This window comes from Rhodococcus rhodnii NBRC 100604, from assembly GCF_001894925.1.
Lineage (GTDB): Bacteria > Actinomycetota > Actinomycetes > Mycobacteriales > Mycobacteriaceae > Rhodococcus_F > Rhodococcus_F rhodnii.
On the sequence record NZ_BCXD01000001.1, the window covers coordinates 92,935 to 112,865 of the forward strand.

The window sequence follows — 19,931 nt, forward strand, 5'->3', positions numbered from 1 at the left end:
CAACCGACTACACGTTGAAGCGGAACTCGACGACGTCCCCGTCCTGCATGACGTAGTCTTTGCCTTCCATCCGGACCTTGCCGGCGGCCTTGGCCGCTGCCATCGATCCGGCCTCGACGAGATCGTCGAACGAGACGATCTCGGCCTTGATGAAGCCGCGCTCGAAGTCCGTGTGGATGACGCCCGCCGCCTGCGGCGCGGTGTCGCCCTTGTGGATCGTCCAGGCACGCGCTTCCTTGGGCCCCGCCGTGAGGTACGTCTGCAGGCCCAGAGTGTGGAAGCCCGTACGCGCCAGCGCATGCAGCCCCGGCTCCGTCTGGCCGATCGACTCGAGCAGTTCGAGCGCCGACTCGTCGTCGAGCTCGAGCAACTCCGCCTAGACCTTCGCGTCCAGGAAGACGGCATCCGCCGGTGCGACCGCCGCCTTCAACTCGGCCTTGCGGTCCTCGTCCGTGAGCACCGACTCGTCCGAGTTGAAGACGTACAGGAACGGCTTCGTCGTCATCAGGTTGAGCTCGCGCAGCAACGAGAAGTCGAGCGAGTCCTTCGCGCTGAACAGCGTCCGCCCCAGCACCAGCAGAATCTCGACGTCGCAAAGCTCCACGACGCCCCCATGCCCCATGCCTCCGCTTGCTCGCAGAACGCGCCACGCTACCCGCAGCGGAGTGGGCCACCTACTGCGCCCTCGGCCGCACCGGCTGCTCGGCGCCGACTTCGGCACGGGTCGAGGTCCATCGGATCGTCGAGTACTAGGCAGTCGGCTTCTGGCCACTCGGCAAGGCGCGACGGTGAGACGTTGCTGCCGGAAGAGGCTCACCGCCACTGCCGGCAAACGGGAGACATCGCGAGTAGTTGAGGCTCCGGCATTCCCCCTGAGCTACCTCGAGTTGTGCAGAGCCCCATTTGTCAAGTCCCACCGGCACTTTCATTGCCGGGGATCGTCCCGCTTCCGCATCAGCTCGAAAACGCTGGAGAAACTGTCCTTGCCGCGCCCGTTGTCCGAGCTCCGATGCAACAGGTCGCGCAGGGGCTCGTGGGTGGCCGCGGATACCCCGCTCGCCCGGCCGAGCTCGACGATCCCGTCGACGGCGGCACGGTTGAGATCGATGGTCGAGATCCCGTCCGTATAGTGCGCGGCGTCGATTTCGCGGGCCAGCTCCGGAAGGAAGGCGGCCAGGCCGTTCAGCCAGCGCGCGGCCAGCGCGGCGAAATGCTCGGGGCTCGTGCCCGTCCCGTGCAGGATCGCAAGCGAGTGCAGGAAGCCTGAAAGCGCACCGTATCCGGTGCCCAGCACCGCGAGGTCGTGGATCTCCGCCCCGCCCGGATCGGCGCCGAAGTAGTGTGCGGGCGCCATGACTTCCAACGCACTGCGGTAGCGCGTGAACGCTTCCTCCGAACCGCTGTAAAGGAAGAAGCCCTCTCGCGTGGCGACGCTGTCCGGCAGCGCCATCATGGCCCCGTCCAGATACGCGGCACCGTGCCCGGCCACCCAAGCGGCGAGGTCGCGCGCCTGGTCCGGTGTGCTATTGGCGAGGTTGACCACCGTACGACCCTGTAGGGCGGCTGTGGCCGGGACCAAGGTTTGACGTACGGCGACGTGGTCGAGCAACGGGGCGACCACCAGCGGCGCGGCGGCGACCGCCTCGGCGGCGGTGGCCGCGGGCTCGGCCCCTCGCGAGGCCAGCGCATCGGCCTTTCCCGGGCTGCGATTCCAGACGATCGTTCGGTATCCGGCGTCGATGAAGGCGGCGGCTATCGGCGTGCCCATTCGCCCTAGGCCGAGCACGGCCACACCGGGCTGCTCGGCGGACGGGCCAGCAGCCACATGGTGCAGTTGCTCAGGCATCGCGCCCGCCCTTCGCGATCGCCCCGATGACGCTGGCGATACCGCTCGCGCCGTGCCCCTCGGCCGCCGTCTGCCGCAGGAGGGAGCGGAACAGGGCGGGCACCTGCGTACCGATTCCCTGGGTATCGCTGGTGTCCGACAGGTGCTCGATCGCGGCCAGGTGGACGTCGACGGTGCCATCGTCGTCGGGGAAGACGCCCTCGTCGGCCTGCCGCGCGTGATCTGTCATCAAGGAGGTCACGAACGGCATGTGCGCGGTTGCCACTGCACCGAACTCGGCCGGGTCGACACCTGCCGACCGCACCAGCGCGAGGGAGTGGTAGAAGCCGGCCAGCGCGCCCCACGCCAGACCGAACAGCGCGGTGTCGTACACCGAGGCCAGGGCCGGATCGGCGCCCAGGTACGTGGAGTTGCCCAGGCTTCGCAGCACCGTCCGGTGGCGCTCGAAGGCGCCGCGTGAGCCGCTGAGCACGAACAGCGCCTCGGGGCGTCCGACCAGCCGGGTACCGCTCATGGCGGCACCGTCGACATAGGCCGCACCGTGCCCGGCTGCCCACGCAGCCGCAGCGGTGGCGTCGTGCGGAGTCCCCGAGGTGAGGTTCACCAGGGTCCGGCCCCGCAGTTGCCCGGCTACCGGGTCGAGTACCGTCCGCACGGTCGCATAGTCCGGCAGGCTCACCACGACCAGTGAACTGGCGGCGACAGCCTCGCCCGCGTTCGCTGCGCGGGTGGCACCCTGGGCGGCAAGCGCTTCGGCTTTCGCGGGGGAGCGGTTCCAGACCGTGGTGCTGTACCCGCCCGCCAGGAAAGCCTGGGCGAGGCGGGTGCCCATCTGCCCCAGACCGATGACCGCTGCTGCGGTCGGCTCAACGTTGATTTCGTCCGACATGTGGTGGCTCCCGATTCGCGGAACTGTCGCACCGGGGTGGTGCGTTCGATGTGCCTCGATCGTGCCCGGTACCGCTGTCGGAGCTCTGTCGGATCGTTGGCGGTCCCCGGTCGGGTACTGTCGGTTCAGCTCTATAGCCTTGCGGTCATGTACTTCTCGGTACTCGGGCCCGTCCCTGCCTGGACCGCCGACGGGCGTGAGGTCGACATCCCGGAGGCGAAAGTACGTGCCCTGCTGGGCGCGCTGCTCGCCGACGCCGGGCGAGCAGTCTCCGTGGACCGGTTGGTCGACGCCCTCTGGGGCGAGCAGCTGCCGCGGAACCCGGCCGGTGCGCTCCAGACGAAGGTGTCGCGGCTGCGGCGCGCGCTGAGGTCGGCCGAACCGGGCACGGAGGCCCTGGTGGAGTCGACGCACCACGGTTACCGGTTGCGGATCGACCCCGAGTCCCTGGATTCCCGGCGGTTCGTCGGCCTCGCGGCCGCCGCGGCGGAACAGCCCGACCTTCGTACCAGGTCCGCGTTGCTGACGGACGCGGTGGCGCTGTGGCGCGCGGAACCGTTCTCCGCGCTGGGGACCCCGCAGACGGTGCACGCTGCGGCTGAGCATCTGTCCGAACAGCGGCTCACCGTCCTGGAGATGCTCGCCGAGACCCGGCTCAACCTCGGCGAACACCACGCTGTCGCCGATGAGTTGGCTGAGGTAGTGGCCCGACATCCACTTCGGGAACGGTTGCGTGCCCTTCAGATCACGGCCCTGTACCGAGCGGGGCGCCAGTCCGATGCGCTGGCTGTCTACGACCAGGTACGCCGGCAGCTGGCCGACGATCTGGGCGTCGATCCAGGGCCTGAACTGGCCGCACTCCACCAGGCGGTCCTGGCCCACGCGCCTGCTCTGGGTGTGCCACCGGCCCGGACCGCGGCCCCCGACTGGCGGTCGGCCCGGAACACAGCTCCAAGTACCGCCCTGTCCGACCTGATCGGGCGGCGCGACGCCGTGTCAGCCGTGTGCGACCTGCTGAGCACCCACCGTCTGGTGACGCTGACAGGCCCCGGCGGCGTCGGCAAGACGCGCCTCGCGCAGGAAGCGGCACGTCAGATGGCCACCGACCTCCCCGACGGCATGCACATGGTCGGCCTCGCCGGCTCCGCAGAGGCGACCGAGCAGATCGGCGCCGCACTGGGCATCAGGGAAGAAGGTCCCGCCGGGCTCGAGGACGCCCTGCGCACCAGGCGGATGCTGCTGCTCGTGGACAACTGCGAGCACCTGATCGAGTCCGCGGCCGAGGCAGTACGCCAACTCCTGGCCGCCGCGCCGGGCCTGACGATCCTCACCACCAGCCGCGAACCGCTCGGCCTGGCCGGTGAATCCGTGTGGACTGTTCCCCCGCTGTCGCAACAGGATGCCGAGCGACTGTTCGCGGAGCGGGCGGCGTCCGCGGCCCCTGGATTCACCGCCACCGCCGCCAACGCCCCATCCGTAGCAAAGGTCTGCCGCCGCCTGGACCGCATCCCTCTCGCCCTGGAACTGGCTGCAACCCGAGTCCGTGCCCTGGGAGTCGAGGAACTCGCAGTCCGGCTCGACGATCGGTTCCGGCTGCTGTCCGGCGGCGCCCGAGGAGTGCCGCCGCGCCAACGCAGCCTCAGAGCAGTGATCGACTGGAGTTGGGAGCTGCTGAGCGAGCAGGAGCAGCACGTACTGCGCAGCCTGGCGGTCTTCACCGGCGGCTGCACCATCGAAGCGGCCGAAGCCGTATGCCCAGGCGGCCTGGCCGTCCTCGGTGCGCTGATCCGCCTGGTGGACTGCTCGATCCTGACCGCGGCGGACGGCCCCCGGTACCTCCTGCCGGAAACCGTCGCGGCCTACGCACAAGAGCGCCTCTCCGAGACGCGCGAAACACCGGCCCTCCACCTGCGCCACCACGCCCACTACGCCGAGCTTGCCGCCCGCACGGCGGCCGGGTTGCACGGTCCGGAGCAGCATCGACTGCTTGCCCTCCGGGACCCAGAGCAGGCCAATGTCCAGTCGGCCCTGGCCCGCGCCGTACACCGCAAGGACACCGACCAGGCGCTGCGGCTGGCGCTCGACTCGGCCTGGTACTGGTACCTGCGCGGCCGCCTGGGCGAAGCCCGGCGCTCGTTTGCCGACGTGCTGAGCCTGGACGAAGGCGATGCGGGCGGACTTCGCGCGCAGGCCGTCCTGTGGCATGCCGGATTCGCTCACCTCACCGGTCGGACGGCCCGCAGCCCGGCGCCCGCACCTGTCCCTGAGACCGGAAGCGGATCCGGCGACGCACGCGCGCAGTGGTTCCTGGGCCATGCCTGCCTCAAGGCAGGAGAAGACCTGCCCCGCAGCGAGGCCCTCGTCGACCGCGCGCTGGACGGCGCCCGGTCGAGCGGCGACCAGTGGGGCATCGCGGCGGCGCAGAGCAGCCGATCCGTGCACGCTCTGCTGCGCGGCGACCTGAGGGCGGCCAGGAGCCGCGCAGAGGAAGCGCACCTCATCTTCGTGGAACTCAGCGACAACTGGGGCCAGTTGCAGACCACCTACCCCCTGGCCTCGCTTGCGGCCATCGCCGGCGACTACGCGATGGCCACCCGCCTGCACCAGGAAGGGCTCCGGCTGGCACAGGATCTCGGATTCCCGGCCGAAGCCGCCGACCGGATCAGCGGCCTGGGCCGCGTCGCCCTCCTGACCCGCGACTTCGCCAAGGCCGACGAACTCCATCGCAAGGCCCGCGCCCTGGCCGCCGAGCACGGCTACTCCGCGGGCGAGGTACACGCCGAGATCGGGTTGGCCCTCGGCGCCCGCCGACAGGGCGATTTCGACGTCGCCGAGCAACTGCTCGACAAGACTCTCGCCTGGCACCGCGAGACAGCGTTCGGTCCCGGCCCCGCCCTGTTGCTCGCCGAGTTGGGTTTCCTTGCCGAACAGCGCGGCGATGCGACCGAGGCCCTCGCCCGGCATCGTCAAGGGCTCGTCGTCGCCCGCGAGAGCCAGGATCCAAGGGCCGTGGCACTCGCACAGGAGGGCCTCGCCGGCGCTCACGCCCTCGCGGGCAGACCGGAGCGGGCAGCTCGTCTGCTGGCCAGCGCCAGACGGGCCCGCGAGCGCGCCGGGGCACCCTTACCGGACGCCGAGCGCGACGATGTCGACCGGATCACGGCCCAGATCCTGGTCGCACGGCGGACGGAACGCTCCTTCGCCAAGCCGTCGGCGAAAGGCACCCGCGAGAACGACGCATGAGCGGCCGTCCGCCGTACACACCGGGGCCTGAGGCCGGCTTCTTACGACGATCCGTCCTCGAGGTGAGCCACCCAGCGTCAACCAGCCGGGGTCGCAGGCGGAAGGGCCGTCGCCATCGCCGTCTCGGCCTTGCCCTGCTTCAGGGTGGGGTGCGCACCCGATTCCCGGAGTGTGTATGCCATCGAGACCAGGATCCGATGCTGTTCAGCGACGGGCCGGTGCAGCAAGCGCCCGGACCATGGGTCAGCGGGATCCCCGATTACCGAAACCGGGGATCCGCCGAACAGTTGTAGATCACCGCCACTTCCTGTCCGCCCGTAGAAGGGCAGCAGTCAACGTCAGCCACTACACGTTGAAGCGGAACTCGACGACGTCCCCGTCCTGCATGACGTAGTCTTTGCCTTCCATCCGGACCTTGCCGGCGGCCTTGGCCGCTGCCATCGATCCGGCCTCGACGAGATCGTCGAACGAGACGATCTCGGCCTTGATGAAGCCGCGCTCGAAGTCCGTGTGGATGACGCCCGCCGCCTGCGGCGCGGTGTCGCCCTTGTGGATCGTCCAGGCACGCGCTTCCTTGGGCCCCGCCGTGAGGTACGTCTGCAGGCCCAGAGTGTGGAAGCCCGTACGCGCCAGCGCATGCAGCCCCGGCTCCGTCTGGCCGATCGACTCGAGCAGTTCGAGCGCCGACTCGTCGTCGAGCTCGAGCAACTCCGCCTCGACCTTCGCGTCCAGGAAGACGGCATCCGCCGGTGCGACCGCCGCCTTCAGCTCGGCCTTGCGGTCCTCGTCCGTGAGCACCGACTCGTCCGAGTTGAAGACGTACAGGAACGGCTTGGTCGTCATCAGGTTGAGCTCGCGCAGCAACGAGAAGTCGAGCGAGTCCTTCGCGCTGAACAGCGTCCGCCCGTCGTCGAGGACCGCCTGAGCCTTGGCGGCCTCGTCGCGCTGCGGGCCGAGCTCCTTGTTCTTCTTCGCTTCCTTCTCGAGCCGCGGAAGCGCCTTCTCCAGGGTCTGGATGTCCGCGAGGATCAGCTCGGTCTCGATGATCTGGATGTCGGCGAGCGGATCCACCTGGCCGTCGACGTGCACGACGTCGTCGTCGGCGAACACACGCACGACCTGACAGATCGCGTCGGCCTCGCGGATGTTCGCGAGGAACTTGTTGCCGAGCCCGGCGCCCTCGGACGCGCCCTTGACGATGCCGGCGATGTCGACGAACGACACCGTCGCGGGCACGAGCCGCTCGGAACCGAAGATCTTCGCGAGCTCGCCGAGCCGCGGATCGGGCAGCTCGACGACGCCGACATTGGGCTCGATCGTCGCGAACGGATAGTTCGCGGCGAGCACGTCGTTCTTGGTCAGCGCGTTGAAGAGGGTCGACTTACCGACGTTGGGCAGTCCGACGATTCCGAGAGTAAGGCTCACGGTTATCCGATTCTACGGGTCGCACGCAACGCCGTCTCCGGCCCTCGCCCCAGCCCCACCGAAAGCTCAGCCGTACCGGTAGGGCGTCGGCGAGGGCGCATCCACCGCAGCCGACACCGCCACCGCGACGATGGCGACGTAGAACACGATGAGCAGGACGAACAGCAGCGCCCACACGAGCAGCGCGATCTTGCCGAGCTTCTTGGCCCGATCGGAGGCGTACTGCGCCGCCTGATAGTTGCCTTCGAGCCACCGCGGCACGACGTCGTGGACGTGATTCCAGGCCGCGAACGCGAGCGGCCAGAAGAAGAGGGTGGCTGCAACAGCCCACCCGGCGTTGCGTGGCGGAACGCCGGGTGTCCCCGGAGTCCGCTGAATCGGCGGTTGCGTCGTGATCGCCGACTGCTCCGCCCCGTACTGCGGGTAGCAGTAACCGGCACCGTAATTCTGCATGGACGTATCACTCATGAAGCCCCCCAGATGATGCACCGGACCACTCCGGTGTCCGCGCAGAATATAGCCCGTCGCAACGACACTCGGCGAACCGACTCCTGTTCACTCCGCCCGTGCCACCGTCACCCGCCAGTCGCTGCCCGGCGCCCACGGCTCCATCGCCCATCCACCGAACCGGTGGACGACGGCGAAACCCTCGGCGGCGAGGTCGTCGTCGAACCGCTCGGGGGTGTAGCGGGCGCTGCTCGTGAAACCAGCGACGAACAGACCGCCGGCATCCAGATGCGCGCGGACCCGTCCGACGACGCGCCGCTCGCTTCCCGGCTCGAGGAACACCATGACGTTTCCGGCAGCGACGACGGCATCGAACGTGCAGCCGAGATCGAGTGTCGCGAGCTCGGCACGCCGGACGTCGAGCGACGGATCCTGCCGCGCTCGGGCCAGCAACACGTCGTCGAGATCGACCGCCGTCACCGCGTGGGAACGACGCGCCAGTTCGGACCCCACTCGGCCCGTCCCGCACCCCGCGTCGAGAACCGCCGAGTCACGCGGCAGCAACGCGTCCACGAACCGTGCCTCGCCGTGCAGGTCCTCCCCGGCGTCGGCGAGTTCGTCGAAACGTTCGACATAACGCTGCGAATCGTCCTGGGAGCGTTCGGCTTCCCATCTCGTCTGCGCCACGACTCCACCCTACGTGCGGCGTCGGACACGCCGACGAGACGGCCGCCGGCGAACTCTGTCCTTTCCCACGCGAAAGGAATACAGTGACGGGCGCCACAAGCCTCGAGAGGACATTCATGACGTCGTCGCGCTCGTCTCACCACCCCGACATCGACCTCGTTCGCACCGACCCCGACCTGCCCCCGGTCGCCGTCGACGACGACTCGCCGATGAGTCCGCTCGCCCGCATCGTGCTCGTTCTCGTGGGACTGCTCGGCGGCGTCGGCTGGTTCATGATCGCCGTGGTCCGCGGCGAGAACCCGAACTCGGTGTGGTTCGTCGTCGCTGCGGTCTGCACGTACATCGTCGCGTACCGGCTGTACTCGAAGTTCGTCGAACGCCGCATCGTCCGGCCCCGCGACGACGAGGCGACTCCCGCCGAGGAATTCGAGAACGCCAAGGACTACATGCCGACGGACCGCCGCGTCCTGTTCGGCCACCACTTCGCCGCGATCGCCGGCGCCGGCCCGCTCGTCGGACCCGTCCTCGCCGCGCAGATGGGGTATCTCCCCGGCACGCTGTGGATCATCGTCGGCGTTGTGTTCGCGGGCGCCGTTCAGGACTACCTCGTGCTGTGGCTGTCGACGAAACGTCGTGGCCGCAGCCTCGGTCAGATGGCGCGCGACGAGATCGGCACCGTCGGCGGCGTCGCGGCCATGATCGCGGTGTTCGTCATCATGATCATCCTCATCGCCGTGCTCGCGCTCGTCGTCGTCAACGCTCTCGCCGAAAGCCCGTGGGGCGTCTTCTCGATCGCCATGACCGTGCCGATCGCGATCTTCATGGGTATCTATCTGCGCTACCTGAGACCGGGACGCGTGGCGGAAGTGTCGGGTATCGGCGTCGTGCTGCTGCTCCTCGCGATCATCGCGGGCGGCTGGGTGGCCGAAACCGACTGGGGCACGGAGTGGTTCACGCTCTCCAAGACGACCATCGCCTGGTTCATCATCGGTTACGGCTTCGCCGCCTCCGTCCTGCCCGTGTGGTTGCTGCTCGCGCCCCGCGACTACCTGTCGACGTTCATGAAGATCGGCACCATCGCCCTGCTCGCCGTCGGAATCCTGGTGGCGCAGCCCGCGATCCAGATGCCCGCCGTGTCCGAATTCGCGATCGCCGGCAACGGCCCCGCCTTCGCAGGATCGCTCTTCCCGTTCCTGTTCATCACCATCGCGTGCGGTGCCCTGTCCGGCTTCCACGCCCTCATCTCGTCGGGCACCACCCCGAAACTTCTCGCGAAGCAGAAGCAGGCCCGGTTCATCGGCTACGGCGGCATGCTCACCGAGTCGTTCGTCGCGATCATGGCGCTGGTCACGGCGTGCATCATCGATCAGCACATCTACTTCGCACTCAACGCGCCGGCGACGCTGACCGGTGGAACACCGGAAACGGCAGCCGAATACGTCAACGGGCTCGGTCTCTCCGGCCCCGACATCGACCCGTCGGTGCTCAGCAACGCCGCGGCCGACGTCGGAGAGGAGTCGATCATCTCGCGGACCGGCGGCGCGCCGACGCTCGCGTTCGGCATGTCCGAGGTCCTCCACCAGTTCCTCGGCGGTGAATCGCTGAAGTCGTTCTGGTACCACTTCGCGATCATGTTCGAGGCGCTGTTCATCCTCACGACCGTCGACGCCGGAACCCGCGTCGCGCGGTTCATGCTCTCCGACACGCTCGGCAACATCCCGGGCCGCGCGCGCCGTTTCAAGGACACGTCGTGGCGGCTCGGCGCGTGGGTGTGCTCGGCGATCGTCGTCGGGCTGTGGGGCGCGATCCTGCTCATGGGCGTCACCGATCCCCTCGGCGGCATCAACACCCTCTTCCCGCTGTTCGGCATCGCCAATCAGCTGCTCGCCGCGATCGCGCTCACCGTCGTGCTCGTCGTCGTCGTGAAGAAGGGCCTCCTCAAATGGGCCTGGATTCCCGGTGTCCCGCTCGCGTGGGATCTCGTCGTGACGATGACGGCGTCGTGGCAGAAGATCTTCTCGGGCGACACCTCCGTCGGCTACTGGTCCCAGCACCGCGCCTTCGTCCGCGCCAAGGCCGAGGGGCTCGAGACGTTCGGATCGGCGCGAAGCCCCGAAGCGATCGACGCCGTCATCCGCAACACCTTCGTGCAGGGAACACTCTCGATCGTGTTCGCCGTCCTCGTGCTCGTCGTCGTCGCGGCGGGCCTGTGGATCTGCTGGCGCGCCGTCCGCGCGGGCGGCCTGCCGACGACCGAGGCCCCCACCACACCCTCGCGGATCTTCGCACCCGCCGGGCTCGTCGCGACGCCCGCCGAGCGCGCCGTCCAGAAGGAATGGGACGACCTCGTCGCGCAGGGCAGGGTGCGCGCGCCCGGAGCGGCGTCGCACGGTGAGGAGGTGAGCACGTGATCGTGCGCACGGCCCGCCGCGCGTGGTGGTGGGTCGCCGAACTCATGGGAGATCACGACTACGCGCGCTACGTCGAGTTCACCCGCCGCGACGACCCGGCCGCCGCCGTCCTGACCGAACGCGAGTACTGGCGGCAGCGTCACGACGACTCGCAGCCGCAGAGCCGCTGCTGCTGAGATCGCGCAACGCTCGGGAGGTGGCGCGCCGCGGTGTCGATCACCCCGCAGCCCCACCGTCGATCGCTACGATCGCCGGTGCGAGGTCTCGCGCACCGGGCGCGAGTGATCCGGAAGGACAGCTGTGAGCGAGAGCACTCCATCGAGCCGGCGCCGTACCAACCCGTCACGGTTGCAACGCGACCGCGGCGATCTGATCGGCGCGGGCGGAATGTGGCTCGGGAAATGGTCGATCATCGTCATCGCCGTCGCCGCGGCGGCAGCGGTCCTCGGGTGGGTCATCGGCGAACTGTGGGTCATCATCCTGCCGGTGCTGCTCGCCATCGTCGTGAGCACCGTCCTGTGGCCGCCCGCCCGCTTCCTCATGAAGCGCGGCGTCCCACCGGCCCTCGCCTCGCTCTCGACGCTGCTGCTCGCCCTCGCGGTCTTCGGTGGTGTCGTCGCATCGATCGTTCCTGCCGTCATCAATCAGGTCCCCGAGCTGATCGACAAGGCCACCGAGGGGATCGAGCAACTGCAGGACTGGGTGCAGGGACCGCCGATCAACCTGCAACAGGAGCAGATCGAGAACGCGATCGGCAACGTGGTCGACTGGATGCAGAACCAGGGATCGCAGATCGCGTCCGGCGTCTACACCGGCGTGAGCACCGTCGGCTCCAGCATCATCACGCTCGTCATGGTGGTCGTCCTCACTTTCTTCTTCGTCAAGGACGGCCAGCGCTTCCTGCCGTGGCTGCACACCATCAGCGGCAGCCGCGCCGGCCGACACGTCGAGGCCGTGTCGATCCGCATGTGGGACACGCTCGGTGGCTTCATCCGCACCCAGGCGCTCGTGAGCCTCATCGACGCCGTGTTCATCGGCGCAGGCCTGCTCATCCTCGGCGTCCCGCTCGCCCCGGTGCTCGCGATCATCACCTTCATCGGTGGCTTCATCCCGTTCGTCGGTGCCTTCGTCGCGGGTGCGCTCGCCGTGCTCGTCGCGCTCGTCGCGAACGGCTTCACGACGGCGCTCATCGTCCTCGCGATCATCATCGCGGTGCAGCAGATCGAGGGGAACGTGCTGCAGCCGGTCCTGCAGAGCCGCAGCATGAACCTCCACGCCGTCGTCGTCCTGCTCTCGGTGACCGCCGGCGGCTCGCTGTTCGGCATCATCGGCGCGTTCCTCGCCGTGCCCACCGCGGCGGTCGCGGCCGTCGTCCTGCGCTACATCAACGAACAGGTGGACGTTCGCACCTCGGACAACATGGAGACGCCACCACGCGGCGAGGAACCCGAGCCCGACCCGGATCCGGACGGGACGATCCGTGACAACGACCCGAGTTCGTCACGCGTCGAGGACTGACACCCGGCGGGATGATCGCGGGCGATCAGCCCGCGATCATCTCGAGGGTCGACCCCGCCCGCCCGTGGACGACGTGCAGCCGGTTCGGAATCCGCTGGCGCATCTCGTCGACGTGGCTGACGATCCCGACGACACGGCCGCCGTCGCGCAGTTCGTCGAGCACTGCCATCACCTGATCGAGCGTGTCGGCGTCGAGCGTGCCGAAGCCCTCGTCGATGAACAGCGTGTCGAGGACCACTCCACCCGACTCGGCGGCCACGACGTCGGCGAGGCCCAGCGCGAGCGAGAGCGACGCGACGAACGACTCGCCGCCCGAGAGCGTCTTGGCCGAGCGAACGACACCCGTGAAGTCGTCACGAATGTCGAGCCCGAGACCGCCGCGTTTCCCACGAGGTCCGGCGTCGTCGCTGTGCACGAACTCGTAGCGGCCGTTCGACATCCGGCGCAGGCGTGACGACGCCGCGACCGCGACCTCCTCGAGCCGCGCCGCGAGTACGTACGACCGCAGCGACATCCGCCTCGAGTTGCTGCCGCGGCCCGCGACGACGTCGGCGAGCGCCGCGAGTTCGTCGTGCTCGGCGCGGATCGGTTCCAGCCGCGTGAGCGCGGCCGCGAGCTTGGCCGCATAACGCTCGAGGTCGGCGACCCGCCGATCCGCATCCGACGCCGCGGCGACCGCGAGCTCGGCGTCCCGGGAGGCGGCCGCGGCGACCGCCTCGGCTGCCGCGACGTCGACCTCGATCTCCGCCGCCTCACGGACGGCGTCCTCCGCGAGCACCGCGCGCGCAGCGGCCTCGTCGGCACGCGCGCCATCGAGGATCGCAACGATCTCGTCGCGGCGATCCGCCGAACGGACGGCGGCGCCGGCTGCCTCGAGGTCGGCGAAGCCCGCCTCCGCGGCGAGCCGAGCGGCCCGCGCGGTGGCATCGACGGCGCGCTCCCCCGCGCGCACGGCGTCGTCGCGTACTTCGAGCAGATTCGCGCCCGCGACCGCGAGCGCGTCGACACGAGTCCGTCGCGCGGCCACGGTGCCGTCGTCTCCGGCCGCCCGCGTGAGCGTCTCCGCGATCCGTTCGCGCTCGGTCTCGGCCGAACCGATCCGCTCCGTGAGCGTCGCGCGCTCGGCGGTGAGCTCCGCGAGTCGCGCCGTCAGCCGCGTGTCCGCGACGTCGAGTTCGGCGACCCGCGCGAGCAGCTCGTCGAGCCGGCCCGCGCGCGTGCGCAGATCGGCGAGGGCGGCGTCGGCGGTGGCGAGGAGGTCCGCGAGTTCGCTCGGATCGCCGTCGCCACCGCGCGCCGCCAGCACGTCGAGCGCGCGGTCGAGTTCCGCGAGACGCATACGCACGGCATCGGCCTCCTCGGCCCGCGCCTTCTCGGCGTCGACGGCCGCACGCTCCTGGGCGTCGGTCACCGGATCCCCCGTGGGCTGCGCGGGCTCGGGATGCTCGCGCGCACCGCACACCCCGCACGGCTCGCCCGGCACGAGTGCGGCGGCGAGCTCGGCCGCCATTCCCGTGATCCGCCGTTCGGTGAGATCGAGCCGGTGCGCGCGCGCATCGAGGTGGCGGGCCTCGGCCCTGTGCACATCCTCGGCGACACCGGCACGCTCGGCACTGCGCGCCCGCCACTGCTCGCTCGCCGAAACCCGGTCGGCCGCCGCCTCGCGCGCGGCGCTCGCGGCGTCGAGTGTCGCGGCGGCGTTGCGCGCGTCGTCGACGTCCGCTCGGGCACGCGCGAGCCGTTCGGGCAGGCCCGCGAGCTCCGTCTCGACGGCCTCGGCCTCACGAGCGATTGCATCGAGGCGCTCGGTCCCGGCGGCGACCGTCCGTGCGAGATCGCGTGCCCTGCCCTCGTCGGCCGCGAGCGCGTCGAGCCGCACGAGCTCGTCCGTCCACGAGCGCACCGCCGCGCGCAATCGCTCGCGGTCCTCCGGCGACGGCGGCCACGCGCTCGCGCCCAGCCCCGCGGCGCCGGGCTCGCGTACGAAGCGGGCCTCGCAGTCGGCGGCGCGCCCCCGCGAGTCCTCCGCGTCACGGGAGACGCGGACACTCTCGGCGACGGCATCGGCGACGGGCTCCGCCCGGCGTGCAGCGGCGAGTTCGGCGTCGAGCGCCGCGCGCCGCTCCGCCGCCGCCTCCCAGTCGGCGAGATCGGCAGCGGCGCGATCACGGCGCGCGTGCAGTTCCGCGATCCGCTTCGCCCGCTCGTACGCCTCGCGTGCCCCCGCCGCGCGGCCCCGCGCATCCGTGAGCTCCCCGGCAGTTCGCTCGCGCACCTCGCGCGCATCCGCCAGGACCTTCTCGGCCCAGTCGCCGGGCGCGGCGTCGGCACCGGCCTCGATTCCCGACGCAGCGGCGATCCGCGCCTCGAGCAGTTCGACATCGCGCGTCGCCTCGGCGAGCGACGCCGCCGAGGCTCGTCTGCGACCGACGAACCAGTCCTCGACACGTCCGAATCTCGTCGTGTCGAACAGTCGCTCGAGCAGCACACCGCGCTCGTCGTTGTCGGCGCGGAGGAACCGCGCGAACTCACCCTGCGGCAGCAGCACGACCTGGAAGAACTGATCGGCGCTCATGCCGAGCAGCCGCGACACCTCGTCCGCGATGTCGGGGATGCGGGAGAGGTTCTCGCCGGAGCCGTCGAGCCACTCCAGCGTCGCCTTGGCGTTCTCGGTGATCGTGCCCGTGCCGCGCTTCTTGGGCCGCGTGAACTCGGGACGGCGCTCGAGGCGCACTCGCCGCCCACCCACCGTCGCCTCGAGCTGCACGCGCGGAACGGCACCGGACGGCGCGTGATCCGACAGCAGCCGCTTGCCCTCGCGCCGCGCCCCCGGGACCGTGCCGAACAGGGCGAAGGCGACGCCGTCGAGCACCGTCGTCTTTCCCGCGCCCGTACGGCCGTGCAGCAGGAACAGGCCGTCCGCGCCCAGCGTGTCGAAGTCGACGCGAACGGTGTCGCCGAACGGGCCGAACGCGTGCATTTCGAGCGAGTGCAGCCTCACGCGCCCGCCTGCGCCTGCGCGCCGGCCTCGGCCGCCTCCCGCTCCGACACCGCGGCCGCGAGTGCCGATTCGAGCAGCCGCAGCTCGCTACCGGACGGATCGCTGCGCACGTCCGTGACGAAGCTTCTCGCGATCTCGATGTCGGTGCGTCCGCGCACCTTGCGGCGGTACTCCAACTCGTCCTGTCCGCCCGGGCGCTGCCATTCGAGGTGGACGGCGTGCGGGAAGCGATCCCGTAGCCGCCGCATCGCGTCGACCGGACGCACCGGGTCGGTCAGCACCGCCGTGACGTAGTGATCGTGTGCGTACGCGAACGACGGCTCCGACACGAGCGCGTCGAGCTCGCCGACGAGTTCGGTCAGCTCCCGCACGATCGGCAGATCGACGCGCTCGACCGCACCGAGGCCGTCGGCGTCCAGATCCACGACGAACACCGCCTTGCGGTGGCTGCGCTCGCCGAACGAGTACGGCAGCGGCGAGCCGCAGTACCGCACGGCGTCCGTCACGGTCTGCGGCGAGTGCAGATGCCCGAGCGCGACGTAGTCGGCTCCCGAGAACACGCTCGCGGGAACCGTCTCGACGCCGCCGACCGAGATCGACCGTTCCGAACCGGTCGCCTCCGCACCGACGACGAACGCGTGCGCGAGCACGACCGACCGCGCGCCGCGCGCCGCGACGTCGGCGCGGACCAGGCCCATCGCGGCATCGACGATCTCGGCGTGCGAACGCGCCGAGGGGACCCCGAGCCGGGTGCGGGTGATCTCGGGCTCGAGATACGGGATCCCGTAGAAGGCCACGGGCCCGTGTGCGTCCTCGAGCACGACGGGCCGGTCGATGCCGGTGACCGTCGTGAGCAGGTGCAGACCGCCCGCCGCGGTGAACCCCGAGCCGGCGCCGAGCCGCGTGGGCGAGTCGTGATTGCCCGACGTCGCGACGATGACGGCCCCCGCGTCGCGAATCTCCTCGAACCCCCGCTGGCACACCGCGACGGCGTCCGCGCTGGGGATCGAGCGGTCGTACACGTCCCCCGGCACGACCACCACGTCCACCGCGCGCTCGCGCACGATCGCGGCGATCTCGGAGAGGACCTGCCGCTGATCGGCGAGCAGGTCGACGCCGTGGAAGGTCCGGCCGATGTGCCAGTCGGAGGTGTGCAGGATGCGCATGATGCGAACGGTAGATCACCCTCACGACACACTTCCCCGTCGGCCCGCGAGCCGCGGGCGTGTCGGAGGCGGCGGGCATCATGTGTCCCATGAGCGCACTCACGTCACTTGCTCTCGTCGTCGCGCTCGCGGTCGGCGCCGCGATCGGATGGCTCGCTCACTCCGCCCGCGCCGGGGCGGCGCTGGCCGCCGCACGCGCCGAACTCGCCGCTGCCCGCGGCAACGAGAACCTGTTGCGCGACTCGCTCGCGGCGGCGAGCGAGGACTCCGCCCGCAGGCACTCCGGTGCCTTCGGCGAGCAGATCCATCGGCTCGTCGGGCCGCTCGAGCAGGCGGTCGGCGCTCTCTCGCGCCATGTCGACGACGTCGAACGCAGCCGCATCCACGCGTACGCGGGCCTCACGGAACAGGTCGCCGGGATGCACCGCACGTCGCAGTTGCTCGAAACCCAGACGACGCGTCTCGTCACGGCGCTGCGGGCACCGCAGATCCGCGGCCGATGGGGCGAGATCCAGCTCGAGCGCGTCGTCGAACTCGCGGGAATGATGCGGCACTGCGACTTCGACACCCAGGTCACCCGCGAGAACGCGCGGCCCGACCTCGTCGTCTATCTCGCGGGCGGCAAGCAGATCGTCGTCGACGCGAAGGTCCCGCTCGCCGCGTATCTCGACGCCACCCAGGCCGAGGACCCCGCCGAGCGCGACGGCCACGTCACGCGCCACGCGCGGCAGTTGCGCACGCACGTCGATCAGCTGTCCGCGAAGTCGTACTGGGAACTGTTCGATCCCACGCCCGAGTTCGTCGTGCTGTTCGTTCCCGGCGACTCGTTCCTCGACGCCGCGCTCGGCTCCGATTCGGGGCTGCTCGAGTACGCGTTCGCCCGGAACGTGATCCTCGCGACGCCGACGACGCTCGTCGCGCTGCTGCGCACCGTCGCCCACACGTGGAAGCAGGAGGCGCTCTCCCAGGACGCCGCGACGATCCACCGGCTCGGCCGGGAACTGTATGCGCGCATCGACACCGTCTCGGGCCACCTCGACCGGCTCGGATCGCAGCTCGGCAAGGCCGTCGACTCGTTCAACACGACCGTCGCGTCGATGGAGTCACGCGTGACGGTGACGGCGCGCAAGCTCTCCGAACTCGATGTCTACGACGGCGAACCCACCGAGATCTCACGGGTCGACGCCTGGCCGCGACGAGCGACGAGCACGGCCGCCGCGCCACGCCCCGACGCCGCCGACGAAGCCGGGTGAGAGTTTCCGGATAGGGTTTTCGTGTGGCTGTGAACCAACGTGCTCGCTCGAGGGTCCCCCTCGATCACCGGTCGCTGTTTCCCGGCGTCCCCGGCCTGCCGTGGTGGGGTGTCGTCGCCGCGGCGGCGGTACCGACCGCGCTCGGTGTCGTCGTCGACGGGTTCCGAGGTGACGAACTCACCGCGACGACGTCGGTCCTCTACGTCCTCGGCTGCATCGTCGCGGCGGTATGCGCGTCGCGCCGAGCGATCTTCACGTCGATGGTCCAGCCCCCGATCCTCATGTTCGTGCTCGTTCCGCTCGGCGCGACCCTCGTGGCTCCCGAGCGATCGGTCGCGCTGCGCGATCTCGCGATCACGACCGCCTATCCGCTGGTGGACCGCTTCCCGGTGATGCTGCTCGCGACCGCCGTCGCGGCGGCGATCGGCGGAACGAGGCTGTTCCTGGCCTCGCGGAGCACCGCGGGACCGAGCCGGACACGATCGACGTCGCGGTCACGCTCCCGGACCGAGCGCACCGGCTCTCGCCGGGCGGGACGCGCAGCGACCACTCGCGGCGCCACCGAGACCACGGATCGGAGCAGACGGAGCGACCGGAGCGGGGGCACCCGCACGACGTCACGACGCTCGGCGGCAGCAGGCGACGACTCCCGGCAGCCGCGTTCGCGCCGCTCCGCACCGCGTTCCGACCGGATTGCACCGATCACCGACAAGACCCCGCCCTCGGCGTCACGCACGGAAGCGGCGGGTCGTCCGTCGGCGCCGCCCGTGCCGCCCACTGCGCCGCGCCGTCGTCCTGCGGGTCCCGGAGCCCCGGGCGCTCCCGGGGCCGGTCGGGGTGCCGCTCCGCGGCGATCCGATCCGCCGCCGCCGCCGCGCAGGCGTGAGCAGCCCGAGCCGCCCGTCGGGCGCCCCTGACCCCCGCTCGGCAGACCCGGCCGGCTCGATCAGCGGCGCGATCAGTGGCGCGATCAGTGGCGCGGGGCGCGCAGCTCTCGCGGCAGTGCGAAGACCAGCGTCTCGTTGGCCGTCGTGACCGACTGGATCTCGCTGAACTCGTGGTTCGCGAGTTCGTCGATGACGCCGCGCACGAGGATCTCGGGAACCGAGGCGCCGGACGTGATGCCGACGGTGTTCACGCCGTCGAGCCAGGCCGGATCGATCTCGGCCGCGTAGTCGACGAGGTACGACGCGCGGGCACCGGCCTGGAGGGCGACCTCGACGAGCCGGACGGAGTTCGACGAGTTGCGCGAGCCGACCACGATGACGAGATCGCACTCGGGCGCCATCGCCTTCACCGCGACCTGACGGTTCTGCGTCGCGTAGCAGATGTCGTCGCTCGGCGGATCCTGGAGCTTCGGGAACCGCTCGCGCAGGCGCGCGACGGTCGCCATCGTCTCGTCGACGCTGAGCGTCGTCTGCGACAGCCAGATGACCTTGTTCTCGTCGCGCACGGTCACGCCGTCGACGGCGTCTGGCCCGTCGACGAGCTGCACGTGATCGGGTGCCTCACCGGCGGTGCCCTCGACTTCCTCGTGCCCTTCGTGACCGATGAGCAGGATGTCGAAGTCGTCGCGCGCGAACCGCTTGGCCTCCTGATGGACCTTGGTCACGAGCGGGCACGTGGCGTCGATCGTCTGCAGGCTGCGTGCGGAGGCCTCGGCGTGCACCGCCGGGGAGACGCCGTGCGCCGAGAACACGAGAAGGGAACCTTCGGGCACCTCGTCGGTCTCGTCGACGAACACGACACCGCGCTCGGACAGCGTGTCGACGACGTGCCGGTTGTGCACGATCTCCTTGCGCACGTAGATCGGGGCTCCGTGCTTCTCGAGCGCCTTCTCGACGGTTTCGACGGCGCGGTCGACGCCGGCGCAGTATCCGCGTGGCTCGGCGAGAAGAATGCGCCTGCCACGCGCGGCGCCGGAATCGGCGGAGCGGGAGATACCGAGGTCGAGTGGAACGGCCGATGACATACCGTCAAGGGTACGGGTTCCCGGGCGGAGGACGGGTGCCGAGTCGCCGCGGCCGTGGGCGACTCGCCCGGCT

General features: G+C 70.3%; 14 protein-coding genes and 1 pseudogene. 6 read left to right on the plus strand and 9 right to left on the minus strand.

Annotation, left to right across the window (positions count from 1 at the left end; translation table 11 throughout):
• Positions 1-7 precede the first annotated feature (7 nt).
• From RR1_RS00475 to RR1_RS00485, 3 genes and pseudogenes are all read right to left on the minus strand, one after another.
• A pseudogene (locus RR1_RS00475) lies at positions 8-568 on the minus strand (DUF933 domain-containing protein); the annotation flags it as partial.
• Between the two features lie 357 nt (positions 569-925).
• The gene (locus RR1_RS00480) at positions 926-1,846 is read right to left on the minus strand and encodes an NAD(P)-dependent oxidoreductase (RefSeq protein ID WP_040773560.1); all 921 of its coding nucleotides are present in this window, start codon (positions 1,844-1,846) and stop codon (positions 926-928) included.
• Entirely contained in the window at positions 1,839-2,735 is an 897-nt protein-coding gene (locus RR1_RS00485; RefSeq protein WP_010838607.1) for an NAD(P)-dependent oxidoreductase, read from the minus strand. Before RR1_RS00485 ends, RR1_RS00480 begins: the two co-directional genes overlap by 8 nt.
• Before the next feature lie 147 nt (positions 2,736-2,882).
• Between RR1_RS00485 and RR1_RS00490 the strand changes: the two genes are divergently transcribed.
• The gene (locus RR1_RS00490) at positions 2,883-5,978 is read left to right on the plus strand and encodes an AfsR/SARP family transcriptional regulator (RefSeq protein WP_010838608.1); all 3,096 of its coding nucleotides are present in this window, start codon (positions 2,883-2,885) and stop codon (positions 5,976-5,978) included.
• A gap of 345 nt (positions 5,979-6,323) precedes the next feature.
• Here RR1_RS00490 and ychF read toward each other — a convergent pair whose 3' ends face one another.
• The 3 genes from ychF to RR1_RS00505 form a co-directional block, all read right to left on the minus strand.
• The gene (gene ychF / locus RR1_RS00495) at positions 6,324-7,403 is read right to left on the minus strand and encodes a redox-regulated ATPase YchF (RefSeq protein WP_010838611.1); all 1,080 of its coding nucleotides are present in this window, start codon (positions 7,401-7,403) and stop codon (positions 6,324-6,326) included.
• A gap of 66 nt (positions 7,404-7,469) precedes the next feature.
• Positions 7,470-7,856: a CD225/dispanin family protein gene (locus RR1_RS00500; protein WP_010838612.1), complete on the minus strand. Its 387-nt coding sequence runs from the start codon at positions 7,854-7,856 to the stop codon at positions 7,470-7,472.
• Between the two features lie 102 nt (positions 7,857-7,958).
• Positions 7,959-8,537 carry a class I SAM-dependent DNA methyltransferase gene (locus RR1_RS00505; protein ID WP_010838613.1) on the minus strand — a complete coding sequence of 193 codons (579 nt, stop codon included), beginning with the start codon at positions 8,535-8,537 and terminating at the stop codon, positions 7,959-7,961.
• A 116-nt stretch (positions 8,538-8,653) separates the two neighbouring features.
• Between RR1_RS00505 and RR1_RS00510 the strand changes: the two genes are divergently transcribed.
• From RR1_RS00510 to RR1_RS00520, 3 genes are all read left to right on the plus strand, one after another.
• Positions 8,654-10,948 carry a carbon starvation CstA family protein gene (locus RR1_RS00510; protein ID WP_010838614.1) on the plus strand — a complete coding sequence of 765 codons (2,295 nt, stop codon included), beginning with the start codon at positions 8,654-8,656 and terminating at the stop codon, positions 10,946-10,948.
• Positions 10,945-11,124: a CstA-like transporter-associated (seleno)protein gene (locus tag RR1_RS00515; RefSeq protein ID WP_010838615.1), complete on the plus strand. Its 180-nt coding sequence runs from the start codon at positions 10,945-10,947 to the stop codon at positions 11,122-11,124. The genes RR1_RS00510 and RR1_RS00515 overlap by 4 nt, the downstream gene beginning before the upstream one ends.
• 211 nt (positions 11,125-11,335) lie before the next feature.
• On the plus strand, positions 11,336-12,466 hold the full coding sequence (locus tag RR1_RS00520) for an AI-2E family transporter (protein ID WP_081634173.1): 1,131 nt from the start codon (positions 11,336-11,338) through the stop codon (positions 12,464-12,466).
• Positions 12,467-12,491: 25 nt separating this feature from the next.
• Here RR1_RS00520 and RR1_RS00525 read toward each other — a convergent pair whose 3' ends face one another.
• Both RR1_RS00525 and RR1_RS00530 read right to left on the minus strand, forming a co-directional pair.
• Positions 12,492-15,467 (minus strand): AAA family ATPase, encoded by a 2,976-nt coding sequence (locus tag RR1_RS00525; protein WP_072713589.1) that lies wholly within the window; start codon positions 15,465-15,467, stop codon positions 12,492-12,494.
• Positions 15,464-16,633, minus strand: a complete 1,170-nt coding sequence (locus tag RR1_RS00530; protein ID WP_010839149.1) for an exonuclease SbcCD subunit D — start codon at positions 16,631-16,633, stop codon at positions 15,464-15,466. Before RR1_RS00530 ends, RR1_RS00525 begins: the two co-directional genes overlap by 4 nt.
• A gap of 89 nt (positions 16,634-16,722) precedes the next feature.
• Between RR1_RS00530 and RR1_RS00535 the strand changes: the two genes are divergently transcribed.
• Together RR1_RS00535 and RR1_RS00540 are read left to right on the plus strand one after the other, a co-directional pair.
• Positions 16,723-17,886 carry a DNA recombination protein RmuC gene (locus RR1_RS00535; protein ID WP_051111244.1) on the plus strand — a complete coding sequence of 388 codons (1,164 nt, stop codon included), beginning with the start codon at positions 16,723-16,725 and terminating at the stop codon, positions 17,884-17,886.
• A 23-nt stretch (positions 17,887-17,909) separates the two neighbouring features.
• Positions 17,910-18,803 (plus strand): DUF6542 domain-containing protein, encoded by an 894-nt coding sequence (locus RR1_RS00540; RefSeq protein WP_143153643.1) that lies wholly within the window; start codon positions 17,910-17,912, stop codon positions 18,801-18,803.
• A gap of 53 nt (positions 18,804-18,856) precedes the next feature.
• On the opposite strand, the gene RR1_RS00545 is transcribed toward RR1_RS00540, so the two are convergent.
• Positions 18,857-19,858 carry a 4-hydroxy-3-methylbut-2-enyl diphosphate reductase gene (locus RR1_RS00545; protein ID WP_010839146.1) on the minus strand — a complete coding sequence of 334 codons (1,002 nt, stop codon included), beginning with the start codon at positions 19,856-19,858 and terminating at the stop codon, positions 18,857-18,859.
• Between the last annotated feature and the right edge of the window lie 73 nt (positions 19,859-19,931).